Below are 17,490 nucleotides of genomic sequence, written 5' to 3'. Positions count from 1 at the left end.
TCTACATTGTGGGGAAATGAATGCGTCACATTGAAAAATTCTCTGAAGTTTTGTAAATGCTTAAATTAAAATTTTATAATCAATGCATATAATTTAGAAAAAAATACCCGCTAACGTGTATTTTAAATACTAATGAAAGATTATAATTTACACGTAATTATTTTGCTAAAAGTGTTGTTCATAGTGATTTCAATAGTCTTGTCGAAAATTTGTAGAATTTAAAGACACCATAGGAAGAATTTAATTACATTGTTCGCTTTTAAGTAATTAGCTATTACGTATTTATGGGGGAAATAAAATATAACCTACTGATGGTTGTCGGTTTGGTTTTTGGTATAATTGGAGCAGTTAATATTTCAGATCGAGTTCTTTCTAAGAAGAATATATCTGAAATAACGAAAGTAGAATCAGTTCTTTTACTGCCAAGTGCAAATATCACAGGCGGTGCAACGGTTTGTCAGAATGCTGACTCTCCTCCTCAAATCACTTTTACGGGATCGGGAGGAACAAGACCATATATATTTACTTACAGAATAGGTGCTGGACCTAATCAAACTGTTACAACAACGGGAAATAATGATTCTGTATCAATAGGGGCTAGTACAAATAATGTTGGCGTATTTAACTATAATCTATTGTCTGTTGAGGATGATGAAGGTGATTCGGACAATGCTAACGGTAGTGTTCAAATTGTTGTGATACAATCACCAGATGCTACAATGAATGGTCCTGGGCTTAGTACATATGAAGGCTTACCTGTTTTTAAAATATGTGTAAACGAGACTTCTGAATTTACATTTACAAACGCAACGAACACTTCATCATTAAATACAAACTACACTATAAATTGGGGTGATGGTTCGCCTGATTTTCAAAACACTAGTTGGTCTATATTAAACCATACTTATGATGTCGGTATTTATAATTTAGTTTATACTATTGAGGGAAATAATAGCTGTACAACAGTTAAGAATTATACGATTTTTGTAGGATCTAATCCAGCAGTTTCATTAGGTAATCCTGGTAATACTGATATTTGTAATATTAGTCCACTAACATTTCCTATTACAGGAACAGAAAATAATCCGCCAGGAACGGTTTATACTGTTACTTTTAACGATGGATCTACTCCACAAACATTTAATCATCCTCCTCCGGCTAATGTAACCCATACATTTACAACATCATCTTGTGATACTGTTAGTTCAGATGGAACAAATACTTACCAAAATTCATTTTCAGCAATAATTGTTGCATCTAATCCTTGTAGTACCTCGTCAGTAGGGGTTGTTCCTATATATGTGTCTATAGCTCCAGAAGCAGATATTGAAGTTCCTGACGTTGCTTGTACAAATACTCAAGTATGTTTAGAAAATTTGTCTATTGGAGATGAAAATTATGGTTCAGGTAATAGTTGTGATACAAGTCCTAAGGTAATTTGGGATATTTCACCCGCAGTTGGTTATACTATATCCAGTGGTTCTTTAGGAGATGATTTTGGTTTAGCAGATCCTAATTTATGGATTTCGGGCAGTGATAATTTGTGCTTAAATTTTATAGATACAGGTACATATACAGTTACATTAAAAACAGGGAATAGATGTGGAATGGATACTGTAGTAAAGACTATTTGTGTCGAAGAAGATTTAGTTCCTATTTTTACAACAAACCTAAATGAAGGCTGCGGACCAATAGAAGTAAATACAACAAATACTACAGATGAATCCGAAAGTTGTGTACCACCAACATATTCATGGGAAGTCCTCTACACCTCAGAATTTTGTGGGACTTCAGAATCTTGGAGTTTTACGAATGGTACAGATGAAAACTCTGAAAACCCTTCATTTCAGTTTGATACATCAGGAACCTATGAAATCATCATGACTGCGACAAATTCTTGTGGTGATGTTTCAACTTCCCAATTTATTGAAGTTAAGCGACCACCAACAGCCGTATTAGATCCTATTGCAGATGCTTGTGGTTCTTTAACTTTTAATCCTGTTGCTACAGTAGATACGTGTGCACCAGTTTCAGACACTATAACTTATAGTTGGTTGTTTCCAGGAGGTTCTCCTGCAGCCTCAGATCAATTAGATCCAGGACTAATAAATTATACAACGGTTGGAGATTATACGGTTACGTTTAGTATCACAAATGCTTGTGGTACAACTACAGAAACGGAAACATTTTCAGTGAATGATTCTCCCACAATTACAAATACCGATGTGTTACAAACCATTTGTTCTGGGGCTTCAACAACGGCGATTATCTTAACCTCAGATGATGCGAGTACAACGTTTAGTTGGTCATCTAATAATCCAACAGGACTAACAGGTTATATACCAAGCGGAACAGCTAACACAATTCCTGCGCAAAGTATTATCAATTCTACAGCATCTCCAATAACATTGGTATATACGGTTACGCCAGAAATTAATGGTTGTGAAGGATTGCCTGTTGATTTTGAGATTATTGTAGAACCAGCGCCATTAATTGCGGTGCAGCCTTTATCTAATGGAGTTTGTCAAAATGGAACTACAGCAGATTTATCGGTAGCCTATCAAGGTACAGGCACTCCAGTTTACCAATGGTATGAAAATTCTGTAAACAATACCACATCAGGAACTGCTATTGCAGGAGCAACCTCAGCCACATTTTCTCCACCAACAGGCACGGTTGGTATAACGTATTATTATGTTCGTATTACATTTTCTTCTGGTGGTTGTAATGAAATTATATCAGATACCGCAGAAATTGAAGTGGCCAATGCGCCGCAAATAGATACGCAACCATTAAACTCACAATCCATATGTGTTGGTGGTAGTTCAGAGGAACTTTCAGTTATTATTTCTGGTGGATCAGGAAATGCAACATACCAATGGTTTAGTAATACCACAAATAGTAATTCTGGTGGCACTTTAATTTCTGGAGCAACAGGGTCAACGTATTCACCTCCTGTATTTAACACGGTTGGGACATTTTATTATTATGTAGAAATTTCTTTTATATCTAATGGCTGTTCAATGCTCTTAAGTGATGTTTCTGAAATAGAGGTCGTTGAAGATCCTGTGATAACAACACAACCTATAGATTTTCAGAGTTTATGTCAGAATTCTGCGGTTCAAGATTTGGAAGTTACTGTTTCTGGTGGTTTAGGTACTTTATCTTACCAATGGTATGTGAGTACAATAAACGGTGCCACTTCCGGAACATCAATAGCAGGAGCAACATCAAACATTTATACTCCTCCAACAACCACGGTAGGAACACTGTATTATTACTGTGTCATAACCCAAGATGTTTCAGGTTGTGACGTGACAAGTGCCATCGCTGAGATTGAAATTAGTGCAGGCGCACAGTTTAGTGCACAACCTATGTCTGATGAGATATGTTTAGGTGAAACCACTCCCGCTTTAACAGTCGCTTATACCAATGGCACAGGTACAGCAACATACCAATGGTATCGAAATGGAGTAGATGATACTGCAACTGGTACTGCTATTACAGGTGCAATTTCAGATACATACAACCCAGAAGTCACTTCAATCGGAACGACGTACTATTATGCGGTCATTACGTTTAGTTCTGGTGGTTGTACTGAAATCATTTCAACTACAGCAGAAATTATTATTAATGAAACGCCAATTATCGATGATGCAGATCTGTTGATTTGCAGTGGTAATACGTTTCAGTTTTTTCCAGACACAACGAATACAGGTGATATTGTGCCCTTAAATACATTGTACACTTGGACGACTCCTGTGGTTAGTCCTGCAGGAAGCATAACAGGAGCCACAGCGCAATTAACACCAATAGCAACGCTATCTCAGTTTTTAGAAAATACAACTACCAATTCCGCAACCGTAACATATACGGTAACGCCAGTCTCAGGAAATTGTCCTGGTTTAGATTTTGAAGTTGTGGTTACGGTGAATCCATCCATTTCAGTAACGTCGAGCGTGATTCATAATTTATGTTATCAAGTGAATACCGCAACTATAGATATTACCATTGTCGGTGGTATTCCATTTTCAACAGGAAATGATTATAATGTCACTTGGACAGGGCCAAACGGATTTTCTAGCACAGACCAAAATATTTCTAATCTTGAAGCTGGGGATTACACATTAGATATTGTAGATGATGGAGGTTGTCCATATTCTGAAATTATAACCATTACAGAACCAGATGAATTATTATTTAGCGCTGTAGATTTTGATGTCGAAACTATTTCATGCTTTGGTGCAAATGATGGTGAAATAAGCATTGAGGTTTCAGGTGGAACTCCACCTTATATGTATACTTGGACATTGAATGGTGCTCCATTTTCTACAGATGAAGATTTGACTGACCTCGGACCGGGAGATTACAACATTTCAGTAACTGATGCTAATTCTTGTGGACCAATAGCGCTTACTTTTAATGTGGAAGAACCAGATGAATTAGAAGTGACTTTAGATTCTAAAACAGATGTCTTATGTTTTGGTGATGCTACAGGAATAATCTCTGTAAACCTCATTGGAGGTCGAACGGATTACACATATGCTTGGACCGGACCGAATGGTTTTTTAAGTACAAATCAGAATATAGATACATTAATCGCAGGAATATATAATCTTACGGTCACAGATAATTCCGGTTGTACAGATACTTTAGAGGTCGAGATTCTTCAAAATGATCAAATAGATATCGATATTAGTGTAACACAAATTGTATGTTATGGGGATAATGATGGATCAATTATTATTAATTCAATTTCAGGTGGTGTTTCACCCTATACAGTTGCATGGAGTAATTTAGGATCAGGTTATAGTCAGACTAATTTATCGGGTGGTACTTATACAATAACCATTACAGATGCTGAAAATTGCGAACGTCAATTTCCTGTGATAATCGATGAACCTCCTGTGTTTTTAATTGATCCCGAAGTGACACAAATGTCTTGTGCTGGTGAAAATGATGCGAGTATCACTTTAAATTTTGTTGGAGGCATTGATCCTGTAACACTAGTTTGGGATGATGACCCTACGGCCGGAACAGAACGAAATAATTTAGCACCAGGCACTTATACTGTGACCATTACAGATGGTGTACCTTGTGTTATTCAAGAGAGTTTTACCATCCATAATATTTTACCATTGGCTTTATCTACAACAATTACTAATGCCTTAGAATGTGAGGATGCTAATAGCGGTGCCATTAATTTACTTATACAAGGAGGAACACCGCCTTTTAATGTGGTTTGGTCTAATGGTTCAACGACTGAAGATTTAGTTGATGTACCACCAAATACATACATAGCGACAGTTACAGATGTTAATGGCTGTACCATTGAAGGCAGTTGGGAGGTGACACGATTTGAGCCTTTGGTTTTAAATGTTGAAGAGCAAGTTGATGTGAATTGTGATGCCAGAACTATAGATCAAACGTTTATAGCTATAGCAAGTGGCGGAGTACCACCATTTCAATATAGCTGGTCTAGCGGAACAGTTAGTGGTGTTAATAATGAACTTATGACGACTGATGAAAATGGCTTAGTCATTTTAGAAGTTACGGATAGTTTTGGGTGTTCTATCAATTACACTTATAATGTAGAGTTAACTACTTTTGGTGATGCAGATTATGATACCTCTTCTTTTGGCTATTTAAATTATGGTATTTATGCGATTCAAGATCCGATTGAATTTATAAATGAAGCCACAGGGCACTATGAAACCATACTGTGGGACTTTGGAGATGGTAGTTTTTCGGGTGAAGAAAATCCATTTCACACATATTTTACACCAGGAAGTTATGTGATAAAACAAACCGTTACCTATCCTTTTGGTTGTGTGTACGAAAAAACAATTACCCTAATTATTGAAGAAGGTTATAAATTAATAATGCCAGATGCGTTTACTCCAAATGATGACGGTATAAATGATTTCTTTGGACCTGTTTACATCGGACTCAATAGTTTAGAAATGACGGTCTTTGATACTTGGGGAAGTCTTATTTATAAAGAGTCGGGTGATGCAATACGCGGATGGGATGGTAAAGTGAAAGATGAAGAAGCCGAAAACGGAAATTACTATTACACTTTTACGGCCAAGACTTTTTACGGAAATGAAATTAAGAAACAAGGAGCTTTTGTATTTATCAAATAAAACCGAAATGACATTGAAAAGAATTATAAGTATTATAGCGGTTTTGGTGGGGATTCAAGCACAAGCTCAAGATCCTATTTTTACACAGTCTAACTATATACAAGAAACGATAAATCCTGGGTTTTCAGGTTTTGAAGATAGCGATAGAATAGCTGCCGGAGTCTTAAGCAGAACACAATGGCCAAATTTAGATCTAAGAGTCGATACGCAATATGCCTATCTCAATAAATCGTTTGATTATGGTCCAAGTTTGGGTTTCGGAGTTGGAGTAAATTTCTTAAGACAACACGAAGCATTTAGCAAATACAATTATTATCAACTTAATGCTAATTATGCACACCGAGTTAATCTTGATGGTGGTTGGTATTTTAGACCCGCTTTAGAAGTCGGTCTTGGGTTTAAAGATGTAGGGTTTAGTAATCTTACTTTGGCAGATCAAATAAATATTAATTCGGGTGTTGTGAATCCTGTGTCTGTAGACCCACTGAGTAATACTTTAGATAATGTGTTTTTTGGAGATATTTCTGCAGGTTTTGTTTTTGAGAGAGAAGAGTTCAATGGATTAACCTATTGGTTTGGAGCTTCTGCTAAGCATCTCAATCGTCCTAATATTTCATTTGTAGATGGAGAAGAAGTGCCCTTAGATATTTTCTATTCCTTGCATGGTAATTTTAGATTTCCATTTATGAATGATTACAGCATCATGATGACCGCTAATTACATGCAACAAGGCGAATATAATCGTTTAGATATCGGGGCATTGTTTGTTGTTAATCAATTCCTTGTTGGTGTGACTGCAGCTACCAATCCGGCTAAAAATGATGAGAACAGTCACATTTTAACCTCTGTCAATGGGTTCTTTGGGTTAGAGTTTACAGAGTTTAGGTTCGGGTTGTCGTATGATATGAATACCTCTAAAATAGGACGAACCAATGGAGTCTATGAGGTGTCAGTAACCTATTTGTCCCCTTGTAGACGTTGTAAAACAAATCGTAGTCGCAAACGTTAAAACCACTTTAGACTAGTTAAACTTTCGTTTTTGAAACCATAAATCAGATAATGAAATATTAATGTTTAAGGTGTTTACATATTCTTGAATTAGAATACTATCTGTAGTTCCTTTTTTAGCTAGGGTATAAGAAACATTTAATAGCGATTGTTTACCAATAGGCAAACCAATACCAAAGGAAGCGGAATAGGTGTCAATATTGGTGTCATCGACTTTAAGGTAACCCGAATTGTAATTTAATCCCATTCTAAAATCCACACGTTTCCAAAATTTATAACTCGTTGGGTCTACAGCATAAGACGCTCCTAAGCCAAAAATATTTTGATCGGTATAATCTCCTATGGCATCAGACTGATTTGTAGCTCCCCAGAAATTTTTCTTATAATCAGCAGTTAATAGTAGATTCTTAAATTTTGTGCTATAACCAAAGCCTAGTTTTAAAGGGAGATAAAAACTATCAACGGATTCGTCTTCTGTTTCTTCCAATATACTGTACGCGGCATTTGAATATTTGCCAACAAGAACATCTTTTGTACCTTTTAATACGGTAGGTAAATCTAAAGTCAAGCCAAAATTATGTCTGTCTAATAACTTGTATTGTAAACCGACCCCCAATTGCGCACCACTATAATAATTAGTTTCGTTAATTTCTAAATAACTGTTTGTGGTTACTATGGATTCATTTTCTTCTATTTTTCCAAATAAATACGATGCTTTTATACCTACATTAAAATTTTTGAAGACTGTTCTGGCATAATCTAATCGTAATTCACTTATACCACCATTACCGCCTATGTTCGTTGTAAATTGTTCTGAACTACCTTCAATATTATTCTCCAAACCAATTAAGGAGTACCCAACAGTAGTAGATGGTTTTAGAGTTAAACCAATACCGTAGTCGTTGTTATGATTAAAGGCTATTGAGATATTGGTAAAATTGTAGGTTGTTCTTTGTTCACTGACGTTGTCGCCCGTAAGATTATTGAATTCCGCAGCACCACCAAAATCAAAGGTGATTTCATTTTCTTTTAGAGTAGCAAAAGCAGCAGGATTGTAAAGATTAATACCATAGTTAGCATCTAAGGAAATACCAGTATTACCTAGTCCACTATTTCTACCTGTACCAGAATTACTTTCTACACCCAAACCAAAAAGCGAGTATGGTGAGCCCGTTAGGTTACTAGACTGAGAGTAACCTTGTAACCCAAACAGTAGTACGAAAAACATTAGGGATGGATATTTATTCATATAGTGCATAGGTTATAACTAATTTGGTATTAAAGCCAGATCGCTGACTGTCGTTAAAAATGGTTTTATTAATAGTAGAATTATAGTCTGTAGGAATTAAAATAAGGGCATCTTTAGTCACAGGACTCTCACTTAGTTTTTGATCTATAAAATCTATAACAGGTACTGTAAATGCAATTTGATTAAATTCTGAATCTACATTAGTTGTAGTTGCGGTGACCACATCTACACTATTACTAATTTGGCTAGCTAAATCATTATTTTGATCTATAGTATATAGTAACAATGTTTCGCTTAAAGGGTGAATATCAGAATGTGATGCTGAATTCGGTTCTATATAAAGTGTGGCATCTAATATGGTGCCTTCTACACCTAAGTTATATAACTCTTTAATTGTTGGAAATTCAATTCGAGTTACATACCCTGTGCCAGCTTGGTTGTAACTAATATTTCCACTTTCCGATGACGATAAATTGTATTCTTGGCCATCAATAGCTTCTAGAGGTAAGCCTGTAACATCACTTTCTATGTGATTATAATAGGTGTTAATCGACATATCATAGGTGTATTCATCGGTTACTAACTCATCTGGAATGGTATAATAAAATCGAAGGTAACTAGTGCTAATGTCTGTTGAAAAGCCAATGACAGAAGCATTGTCATCTGTGCCAGGTTGTATGGTTAGTCCTTTTAATTGCTGGTATAAGGATTCTTGATCTGTAATATTGTTATCTCTAATAGCATTAAATAGGTTTTCACCAAAGCTGTAAGGTAGCGTTATAGAAATCGAATCTCTATTTGGAGTTGGGTAGTACGTTTTCTGGGCTAAAGGAGTTGTTTCGTAAGCCGTCTCTGTGGTGTTGTAGAAAAAGGTGTCATCAGAACTCATTTTGTCGGTGAGTTTATGAATATTAAGAGTGGCCACCTGCGTGGTGTCATTGTAATAGTAGGTGTCATACCCAAGCACTAAACCAACACTATCTAAAATAGCATCATTATCTAAGTAATAAGAAGAAGGACTAATCTGAATATAAGTTGAGGTATTTGCAATTCCCATATCATCATCCTGATATTTACCAACTAATAAGCGCTCGCTTGTTGAGGTTGTAATAGAATCAAATTTCATAGTCGATAGTTTTACAGAAAACGTATCAATAGATAACACCCTTATGTTGGTACCTGTAAAGTCTTCACCTGCAACTAAGTTTTCATCTTCAGCGTCTGCAGAACAAGATATGATGACCATTAAAGTGATAATAACTGTCAGTAATTTTAGAAAGGATTTCAGCATTTGTTTTGTATAATTTCTACAAATCAACTACCCAATTGAGGTAATAAAAAGTCTAATATACCTATGGCATATATGTATCTACAAAAAGGGACATTTATACGATTAAAATTCATAATTGGTTTTGTAGATTAAAATTTGGGGTTTGTCTATAAAAAAAGAGTCTAGGTATATTTTGTAATTGTTGTAAAAGATTGTGGTAGTAAGTTAGCAGCCGATGAGAAAAAAGACATTACATTATTTAACCTTTAGCCTAGTCTCTATGGTGTCGTATGGGCAGAAAATGTTCACTACTACCCATGCAGGAGATGTAATGGCATTAGAGTATAGCAGTTATCTTAATTTGAACGACGTTCAATTAGATACGAAATCAGTAACTATAGATTTTACATCTGTATTAGATAAACCAACCATTGGTTTTGGTATGAGCTACACTAATAATAGTTTAGATTTTGATGCGTACGATCGGTTTCACGATTATAGTGCATTTGAAGAATTACACAGTATAGAGCTATTTGCAAGGTATAAAAAAGCGCTACGTAATAATTGGGATGTAAATGTCACTGTAGCACCGTATGTGTCTTCAACATTTAATGAAGCCATTTCTAGCGACGATTTTATATTGAGTTATGCAGGAAGCTTTACAAAGACTTGGGATAAAGACGGACTTAAATCATCCTTAAAAATAGGTGCAGGTTACGGTTCATTGTTTGGTAAGCCTAATTTTTACCCTTTACTATCGTATTCTAAACATGTCAATGACAAATTGAGATACGAAATAGGAATGCCTGTAACAGGTGTGTTTTATAAACTAAACGAGCAGAATAGTTTTGATTTTAAAGCAGAACCCGAATCTATTTATGCTAATAATACTTCAGACTTTAGCATGACAAATAATGAGGTCGTTTATAATTCTGAACTAGAATTTAAAGCCTTGAAATTAGGATTGGGATATCAATTCCGTTTTGATGATAATTGGTCTACCCATTTTAATATGGGGTATTTATTAGCAAGTGAGCTGACGTTAAGTGAAAACGATAATACCATATATGATTTTGATTCTAAGGAATCATTATCCTTAAACATAGGAATTAGTTTTAATATAAATAAGAAGTAAAATGAGAAAAATGAATAACAAATCAGCCATAAGATTACTTTATTTCGGTGCCGTATTGGCGTTGTTTTCTAGTTGTAATAGTGATGACGATGATGATGACACTTTAGGAAACTGGGTAAAGAAATCGACATTTAATGAAGAGTCGAGAAGCAGCTCTACAGCTTTTACCATTGGTAATGTTGGCTATATGGGAACCGGTTATGATGGTAGTGATTATTATAAAGATTTTTGGGCTTATAATATGGATACCAATTCTTGGCAACAATTATCAGACTTTCCTGGATTAGAAAGAAGTTCTGCAACATCTTTTGCTATCGGTAACGATGGTTACGTGGGTACAGGTTATAATGGTGATACTAATGATGAGCTGTCTGATTTTTATAAATATAATGTCGATACTAATAGCTGGACAACCATTGCCGATTTCGGTGGTTCAGCAAGATACGGTGCCGTTGGATTTGGATCTGATTCCTATGGTTATGTAGGTACAGGAAACGACGGAAGTGATAAAAAAGACTTCTGGAAATACAACCCAATTTCAGATTCGTGGGAGGAAGTGTTTGGTTTTGGAGGAGACAAAAGAAAAGATGGTGTCACCTTTACAATTGGCAACGACGTCTATTTAGCAACAGGTGTCAGTAATGGAGTGTACGAGACTGATTTTTGGTCATTTAATTTAGATACTGAAGCCTGGACGCAACTTACAGATGTTGATGACGATGACGAGGACTATGTGTACCGATCCAATGCTGTAGCTTTTACAATGAATGGTAAAGGTTATGTGGCCTGTGGTGAATATTCTGGAAGTTTAAGCACGGTTTACGAATATACTCCATCGTCTGGAAGCTGGGTAGAAAAAACACCTTTTGAGTTGTTTGCAAGGCGTGATGCTATAGCGTTTAGTGATGGTGCCCGTGCCTTCGTAGCCCTAGGTAGAAACGGTACTTTGTATTTAGATGATAACATGGAGTTTTTCCCTAATGCAGAACAAGACGACGACGATAATTAAAATATAAAGGGAGATTAGATTGGTTGATGGGCTATTACTTTAGTGATTGAGAGTAATAGCCAACTTAGAGTCAGGAGAATGTTGATATCCTTCATTAATTCTGACTCTTTTTTTAATAATATATGAGATGAAAAATAAGTATAACAGTAAAGCTGTATTTTTAGGCATTATAATTTTATGTGTAGCATTCTTTTATTTCCAATCTGGAAATGTTGAAAAGAATGCCGTAAATGAAACATCTTTTGCTTTACAGGTAATAGAACAAGATAGCTTTTGGATCTATGAGGTGTATAATGACGATAATTTATTTATTCGTCAAGAATACATTCCTGCCGTAAAAGGACAACAAGGTTTTACATCTAAAGCAGATGCCGAAAAAATCGGAAATCTTGTAATGCGTAAGCTTATAGAAAACAAAATGCCTGTGGTTAGTATAAAAGATTTAGATGCTAATGCCATACATTTTAAGCGAATATAAAAGACGTTATTAAATAGTACATGCTAACTAAAAACATATCTTATAAAGAATTTATTGTACATATCCTTGTTTGGCTTTGTATTAGTATATTTCCTTTATTAACGGCTTATCTAAATTTAGGTAAAATTCCTCATGAGGTGTTTTTAAAACAATTAATGAACCCCATTTTGTTTTATGTTAACTACTTAGTTCTTGTTCCCTATATTTTACTAAAACGCAAACTGTTCCTCTACATTGTAGTGTCTATTTTATTTTTGGCACTCTATAATTATGTGAGTGAAGTGTTAATTTCAAACCCAATAAGAGATGAGTTCAGAAATATGGGTATGCGCTCTAATAGACCAGGAGGGCCTTTTGGTATACGACATGCTATACCTTTAGTCTTTTCATTAACTATTTTTCTTTTAGGTGGTATTTTTAGTTTGGTTGTAGACTTTTATAAACGCGATCGGTTGTCTAAAGAATTAGAAAATGAACAAAAAGAGATTAAGTTACAGTTTTTAAGAAATCAATTAAATCCGCACTTTTTATTCAATTCACTTAATAGTATTTATGCTTTAGTGAGAAGTAAATCTGATGATGCACCAGAAGCAGTAATAACATTATCAGAGTTAATGCGCTATATGCTTTATGAAGCAGGAAATGAGCAAGTCACATTAGAGAAAGAAATAAATTACATTAAGAATTATATTGCGTTACAGCGGTTGCGACTCAAAAATACTGAAGCTGTTAAACTTAACATAAAAGGAGAGACAAGAAATTTAAAAATCTATTCTTTGCTATTAATTTCCTTTATTGAAAATGCGTTTAAGTACGGCACAGATTATAAAGGAAATACACATATAGATATAAAAATAGTCGTCGACAATAATAAATTAAGCTTAAACGTAGAAAATATAATAGGCTTATATAAACGCGACGATAAGAACTCTGGAGTCGGATTAGAGAACATAAAAAATCAACTAAATTATTTGTATAAAAACAATCATGAGTTGGCCATAGAAGAAGACAATTCGTATTACAGAGTGCATCTAACCTTAAATTTAAATGACAATGAAGTGCATAATAATTGATGACGAGCCGTTGGCAATAGATGTCATCGCATCCTATTGTCAGGCTTTAGGAGCAGTAGAGGTGATTAGCACATTTACAAATGCCATTGAAGCTTTAGATTTTATAAATAATAACCGTATCGATTTGGTGTTTTCTGATATTGAAATGCCAAATATTTCGGGTATTGAACTGATACGATCTTTAGAAGGTAAAGTACCTTACTTTATTTTTACAACTGCTTACCCAGAATATGCTTTAGAAGGTTTTGACCTCAATGCTGTGGACTACTTAATGAAGCCCATTCCGTTTCCCAGGTTTTTAAAAGCGGTAAACCGCGTTAAAGAGATGATGAAGCTCAATGAAGTGAGTACATCTGTCAATGTGTCTTCAGCAGGTGGTGAGGCTTCAACGCACGAAGATGATTTCATTTTTGTAAAATCGGAGTACGAAAACGTAAAAATAGACATTAAAGAGATTAAACATATTCAAGGTTTAAAAGACTATTTGAAGATTCATTCAGAAAACGCGAAACCTATTTTAACCTTAATGAGTTTCAAAGAGATGCAATCTAAATTACCCGAAGCAATGTTTATAAGAGTGCATCGCTCGTACCTTGTTAATGTCAATAAAATCACCTCTATTCAAAAAAATAGAATTATAATTAAAGAAGAACGCATTCCAATAGGTGAAAGCTATAAATCCATGGTGTATAGTCGCTTAAATATCTAGTGATTAATTCAAATCCCAAATTAGAGGTAGTACAAAATAGACAATTAATGTGATGAGTAAAATAGAAATCACATTCATCCAGATGCCTTTTTTAACCATATCTTCTATTTTTAAATAGCCCGAGCCAAAAACCACCGCATTTGGAGGCGTAGCAACAGGAAGCATAAAAGCGCATGAAGCTGCTAAAGTTGCACTTACCAGTAAGATATAAGGATGCACATTTATAATGGCAGCTAAGGATACCAACACAGGCAATAGCATTGCTGTAGTCGCCATGTTAGATGTAATTTCAGTTAGAAAGTTAACCGAAGCAATTAAGACTAGTAGCAGAATAAAAAGAGAAACGCCAATTAAAGAGGTTAGTTGATTGCCAATCCAGATGGCCAAACCACTCGATTCAAAGCCATTGGCTAAAGCCATGCCACCACCAAAAAGTAGCAAAATACCCCAAGGTAATTTTACGGCATCTTCCCAAGAGATTAAAGCCTCATTTCCTTTTTTATTCGGAATTAAAAACAAAATAACAGAGGCCATCATTGCAATAATAGTATCGTCAATTGCTGGTAACCATTGCGTTAATATAAACGATCTGCTAATCCATGCTATGGCTGTAATGGTAAAGACTATGAGAATCACTTTTTCCTCATAAGACGTTTTTCCTAAGGCATTCAGCTGATTTTCAATTTCTTTTCGACCACCAGGAAACTCTTTTTGTTCAAATTTGAAGGCAAATCGGGTTAAATAAAACCAACAAATAATCAGCAAAATAACACTTATAGGAAATCCAAACATAAACCATTGCGAAAATGTAATTTCGGTATTATAAGTACTTTCAACCACACCAGCTAAGACTAAATTTGGTGGTGTACCAATAAGCGTGGCCATACCGCCTATGGACGCACTATAGGCAATAGCCAGCATTAAGGCTTTTCCAAATATTAAATTCTCATTAGCTTTTGTTTTGGGGTTATCCTGTAGTTGTAAAACAATAGCGATACCAACAGGTAAAATCATTACTGCTGTGGCGGTATTAGAAATCCACATGGATAATAAGGCCGTCGCCACCATAAATCCAAGAATTATACGACTGACATTAGTCCCAACAATTTTAATGATGTTTAGGGCAATCCGTTTGTGTAAATTCCATTTTTCAATGGCAATAGCGAGTATAAAACCTCCTAGAAATAGGAAGATGTACTTATGACCATAAGCCGCTGTAGTACTACTTAAAGATAGGCCACCAGATAAAGGAAACAATACAATAGGCAATAAAGCGGTGACAGGTATTGAGATCGCTTCAGTAATCCACCAAACGGCGATCCAAGCAGTAGAGGCTAGAATAGCATTTGCGGATTCGCCTAAGCCTTCAGGGTAACAAAAAAGCTTAATCAGTATAAATAATAATGGGCCTAAAACGAGACCAATCTTCTGTTTTGTTGATTTCATAACTTTTATAACGAATGGTTAGTAGTTTTTTAAGGTACTAATTTTCCTATTTTTTATTGAATTTCTTTTATGGTGAAATTCTAGCTGTAAGGTATTGTATTATCCCGATATTTCAATTTAGGCGGTTAACTAAAAGATGTGATTTTTCCTACTTGTGAGGGTTAAGTAATTGAAATTCAGTTAAAAAATAAATGATAACTTTTTAGTTTTAATTGGAGTAACTGATGTTTATACTGTTCCTTTGTAATCCCAAATCTACTAAAAATGAAACTATTTTACCTTACGGCCATGGCTGTGGCTTTTTGTTACACAACAAAAGCTCAAGACTTATCTAGTACTTTGCATGTAAGTGCTGGTACAACAGTTACTGTGTCATCGGGCACTAAAATTTCTACAGAAGAAGTAAACCTCAAATCCACATCAGATAGCTTTGCATGCTTATTTCTAAATGGGGATTTAGACGCCTCTACAGTAGTTAATTATGATCGTTATGTTAATGTTATTGGTACATCTGGTGAAAACGGAGGTAACGATTTAATTTCGCTACCAGTAAAAACAGTGGCATCTGCTACTTTTGCTGATTTTTTAACCTACACTGATGGACTAAATGCAAATCTAACGATTATACCCAACTCACCATCGCTTCCAACGTTATTTGCCTTTGGGCCTTATAACAACACTAATCAATCCTACACCAATTATAATTCAGCTACAGATGGAGGTGTTATACTTAAAAGAGGAGTAGGGTATAGAGCTGCTAGTTATAGCGGGCAGACCGTAAGATTTACGGGTACAGTATCTAAGGTGTCAGAAACTGTTGAGATCTCTACAACTAATAATGCATGGAACTCAATAGGTAATCCCTACCCAACATTTATAGATTCTCAAGCTTTTCTATCTGCAAATTCTGCAGTATTAGATCCAAATGCAGTAGCGATCTATGCTTATAATAATGGTGCGGATACCGATATAGGAGCCGGAACCTTTGGAAACTTTACAATTATTAATGGACTAACGGAAACAGTTGTAAATATTGCACCAGGACAAGCATTCTTAGTAGCAAATGATCCTGCTGATCCAACAAACATAATAAGCTTCACTACGGCTATGAGAACTTATGAAGGAACGGATGATTTTATATTAGGTAGAGCGACCAATCAAAACCAAATGCTACGCCTTCAAGTTGAAAATGGTACGGATGATTTTGCAACAGAAATTTACTATAATGCTAATTCAACTTTAGGTTTAGATCCAGGATACGATGCAATACTTTATAATGGAGTTGGTTATAATTTATTAGTGTATTCTCATTTGGTAGAAAATAACCTCGGCAAAAATATGGCTATTCAAAGTCTTGGGTTTGACAATCAAAATGATGTTAGCATTCCTCTTGGACTTAAAGCAGCGCAAGGGCAGCAGATTACATTTAGTATTGAGGCATCTACATTGCCAAGTGAGATTGAGGTTTATTTAGAAGATACTCAGACCAATACGTTTACCTTATTAAATACTAATACGTATTCATTTACCGCGAATACCGCTATTTCTGGTACAGGACGATTTTATCTAAGATTTGAAAACAGTTCATTATCAACGATAGATTTAAATAGTGAAAGCATACAAATCGTTGCAAGCGAGCAAACCCTTTTTATTAATGGAGCACTTTTGGCCGATACAGAAGTTTCAATTTACGATATTCAAGGACGATTAGTAATGTCTTCGCTCTTAAAGGAAGCGTCAGACAGAAACATAATTGATGCGGCAAGTTTAAGCCAAGGCATTTATGTCGTAAAGTTGAATAACGAAGAGCAACAGCAAATAAAGAAAGTGATTTTTAAATAAGTTTCAATTCACGGTTTTAAACATTGTTGATACAACAATATCAACGCGATTCTATAATATGTTTTTAAAACGGCGGTTTGTTTCTTAATTAAAAAAGGATTAAGTGTGTACTTTCAATGGGGTGT

Annotated in this window: 11 protein-coding genes; 8 read left to right on the top strand and 3 right to left on the bottom strand. The window is 35.2% G+C overall.

Annotation, left to right across the window (positions count from 1 at the left end; genetic code table 11):
- Window positions 1-284 precede the first annotated feature (284 nt).
- Window positions 285-6,146: a DUF8696 domain-containing protein gene (locus HM984_RS07965; RefSeq protein ID WP_179348786.1), complete on the top strand. Its 5,862-nt coding sequence runs from the start codon at window positions 285-287 to the stop codon at window positions 6,144-6,146.
- Between the two features lie 7 nt (window positions 6,147-6,153).
- Window positions 6,154-7,155 carry a PorP/SprF family type IX secretion system membrane protein gene (locus tag HM984_RS07960; protein ID WP_179348785.1) on the top strand — a complete coding sequence of 334 codons (1,002 nt, stop codon included), beginning with the start codon at window positions 6,154-6,156 and terminating at the stop codon, window positions 7,153-7,155.
- A 12-nt stretch (window positions 7,156-7,167) separates the two neighbouring features.
- Here the strand turns inward: HM984_RS07960 and bamG are convergent, their stop codons facing one another.
- The gene (bamG, locus tag HM984_RS07955) at window positions 7,168-8,403 is read right to left on the bottom strand and encodes a BamG family beta-barrel-assembly machinery protein (RefSeq protein ID WP_218845036.1); all 1,236 of its coding nucleotides are present in this window, start codon (window positions 8,401-8,403) and stop codon (window positions 7,168-7,170) included.
- Window positions 8,396-9,694 (bottom strand): DUF4270 family protein, encoded by a 1,299-nt coding sequence (locus HM984_RS07950; RefSeq protein WP_179348783.1) that lies wholly within the window; start codon window positions 9,692-9,694, stop codon window positions 8,396-8,398. The genes bamG and HM984_RS07950 overlap by 8 nt, the downstream gene beginning before the upstream one ends.
- A 214-nt stretch (window positions 9,695-9,908) precedes the next feature.
- On the opposite strand from HM984_RS07950, the gene HM984_RS07945 reads away from it, so the two are divergent.
- The 5 genes from HM984_RS07945 to HM984_RS07925 all read left to right on the top strand — a co-directional run bounded on the left by HM984_RS07945 (window position 9,909) and on the right by HM984_RS07925 (window position 14,077).
- Window positions 9,909-10,808, top strand: coding sequence for a DUF6268 family outer membrane beta-barrel protein (locus HM984_RS07945; protein WP_179348782.1), 900 nt, complete (start codon window positions 9,909-9,911; stop codon window positions 10,806-10,808).
- Between the two features lie 10 nt (window positions 10,809-10,818).
- Window positions 10,819-11,817, top strand: coding sequence for a Kelch repeat-containing protein (locus HM984_RS07940; RefSeq protein WP_257018467.1), 999 nt, complete (start codon window positions 10,819-10,821; stop codon window positions 11,815-11,817).
- Window positions 11,818-11,944: 127 nt separating this feature from the next.
- A complete protein-coding gene (locus HM984_RS07935; RefSeq protein ID WP_179348780.1) occupies window positions 11,945-12,295 on the top strand; it encodes a DUF4907 domain-containing protein in 351 nt (116 codons plus the stop codon).
- 20 nt (window positions 12,296-12,315) lie between these two features.
- Window positions 12,316-13,368, top strand: coding sequence for a sensor histidine kinase (locus tag HM984_RS07930; RefSeq protein WP_179348779.1), 1,053 nt, complete (start codon window positions 12,316-12,318; stop codon window positions 13,366-13,368).
- Window positions 13,349-14,077: a LytR/AlgR family response regulator transcription factor gene (locus HM984_RS07925; RefSeq protein ID WP_179348778.1), complete on the top strand. Its 729-nt coding sequence runs from the start codon at window positions 13,349-13,351 to the stop codon at window positions 14,075-14,077. The genes HM984_RS07930 and HM984_RS07925 overlap by 20 nt, the downstream gene beginning before the upstream one ends.
- 3 nt (window positions 14,078-14,080) lie before the next feature.
- Here the strand turns inward: HM984_RS07925 and HM984_RS07920 are convergent, their stop codons facing one another.
- Window positions 14,081-15,523, bottom strand: a complete 1,443-nt coding sequence (locus tag HM984_RS07920) for an SLC13 family permease (RefSeq protein WP_179348777.1) — start codon at window positions 15,521-15,523, stop codon at window positions 14,081-14,083.
- 264 nt (window positions 15,524-15,787) lie between these two features.
- On the opposite strand from HM984_RS07920, the gene HM984_RS07915 reads away from it, so the two are divergent.
- The gene (locus tag HM984_RS07915) at window positions 15,788-17,365 is read left to right on the top strand and encodes a T9SS type A sorting domain-containing protein (protein ID WP_179348776.1); all 1,578 of its coding nucleotides are present in this window, start codon (window positions 15,788-15,790) and stop codon (window positions 17,363-17,365) included.
- The last annotated feature ends 125 nt before the right edge of the window (window positions 17,366-17,490 follow it).

The sequence above is a fragment of the Winogradskyella pacifica genome, assembly GCF_013403915.1.
Lineage (GTDB): Bacteria > Bacteroidota > Bacteroidia > Flavobacteriales > Flavobacteriaceae > Winogradskyella > Winogradskyella pacifica.
Note: the sequence above shows the minus strand (reverse complement) of the source record. Positions and strands in the feature narration are given on the sequence as shown.

What these genes read in the sequence shown, in the direction of transcription:
- HM984_RS07965 (WP_179348786.1), top strand. Translation starts at nt 285, where the DNA reads ATGGGGGAAATAAAATATAACCTACTGATGGTTGTCGGTTTGGTTTTT.
- HM984_RS07960 (WP_179348785.1), top strand. Translation starts at nt 6,154, where the DNA reads ATGACATTGAAAAGAATTATAAGTATTATAGCGGTTTTGGTGGGGATT.
- bamG (WP_218845036.1), bottom strand. Translation starts at nt 8,403, where the DNA reads ATGAATAAATATCCATCCCTAATGTTTTTCGTACTACTGTTTGGGTTA.
- HM984_RS07950 (WP_179348783.1), bottom strand. Translation starts at nt 9,694, where the DNA reads ATGCTGAAATCCTTTCTAAAATTACTGACAGTTATTATCACTTTAATG.
- HM984_RS07945 (WP_179348782.1), top strand. Translation starts at nt 9,909, where the DNA reads ATGAGAAAAAAGACATTACATTATTTAACCTTTAGCCTAGTCTCTATG.
- HM984_RS07940 (WP_257018467.1), top strand. Translation starts at nt 10,819, where the DNA reads ATGAATAACAAATCAGCCATAAGATTACTTTATTTCGGTGCCGTATTG.
- HM984_RS07935 (WP_179348780.1), top strand. Translation starts at nt 11,945, where the DNA reads ATGAAAAATAAGTATAACAGTAAAGCTGTATTTTTAGGCATTATAATT.
- HM984_RS07930 (WP_179348779.1), top strand. Translation starts at nt 12,316, where the DNA reads ATGCTAACTAAAAACATATCTTATAAAGAATTTATTGTACATATCCTT.
- HM984_RS07925 (WP_179348778.1), top strand. Translation starts at nt 13,349, where the DNA reads ATGAAGTGCATAATAATTGATGACGAGCCGTTGGCAATAGATGTCATC.
- HM984_RS07920 (WP_179348777.1), bottom strand. Translation starts at nt 15,523, where the DNA reads ATGAAATCAACAAAACAGAAGATTGGTCTCGTTTTAGGCCCATTATTA.
- HM984_RS07915 (WP_179348776.1), top strand. Translation starts at nt 15,788, where the DNA reads ATGAAACTATTTTACCTTACGGCCATGGCTGTGGCTTTTTGTTACACA.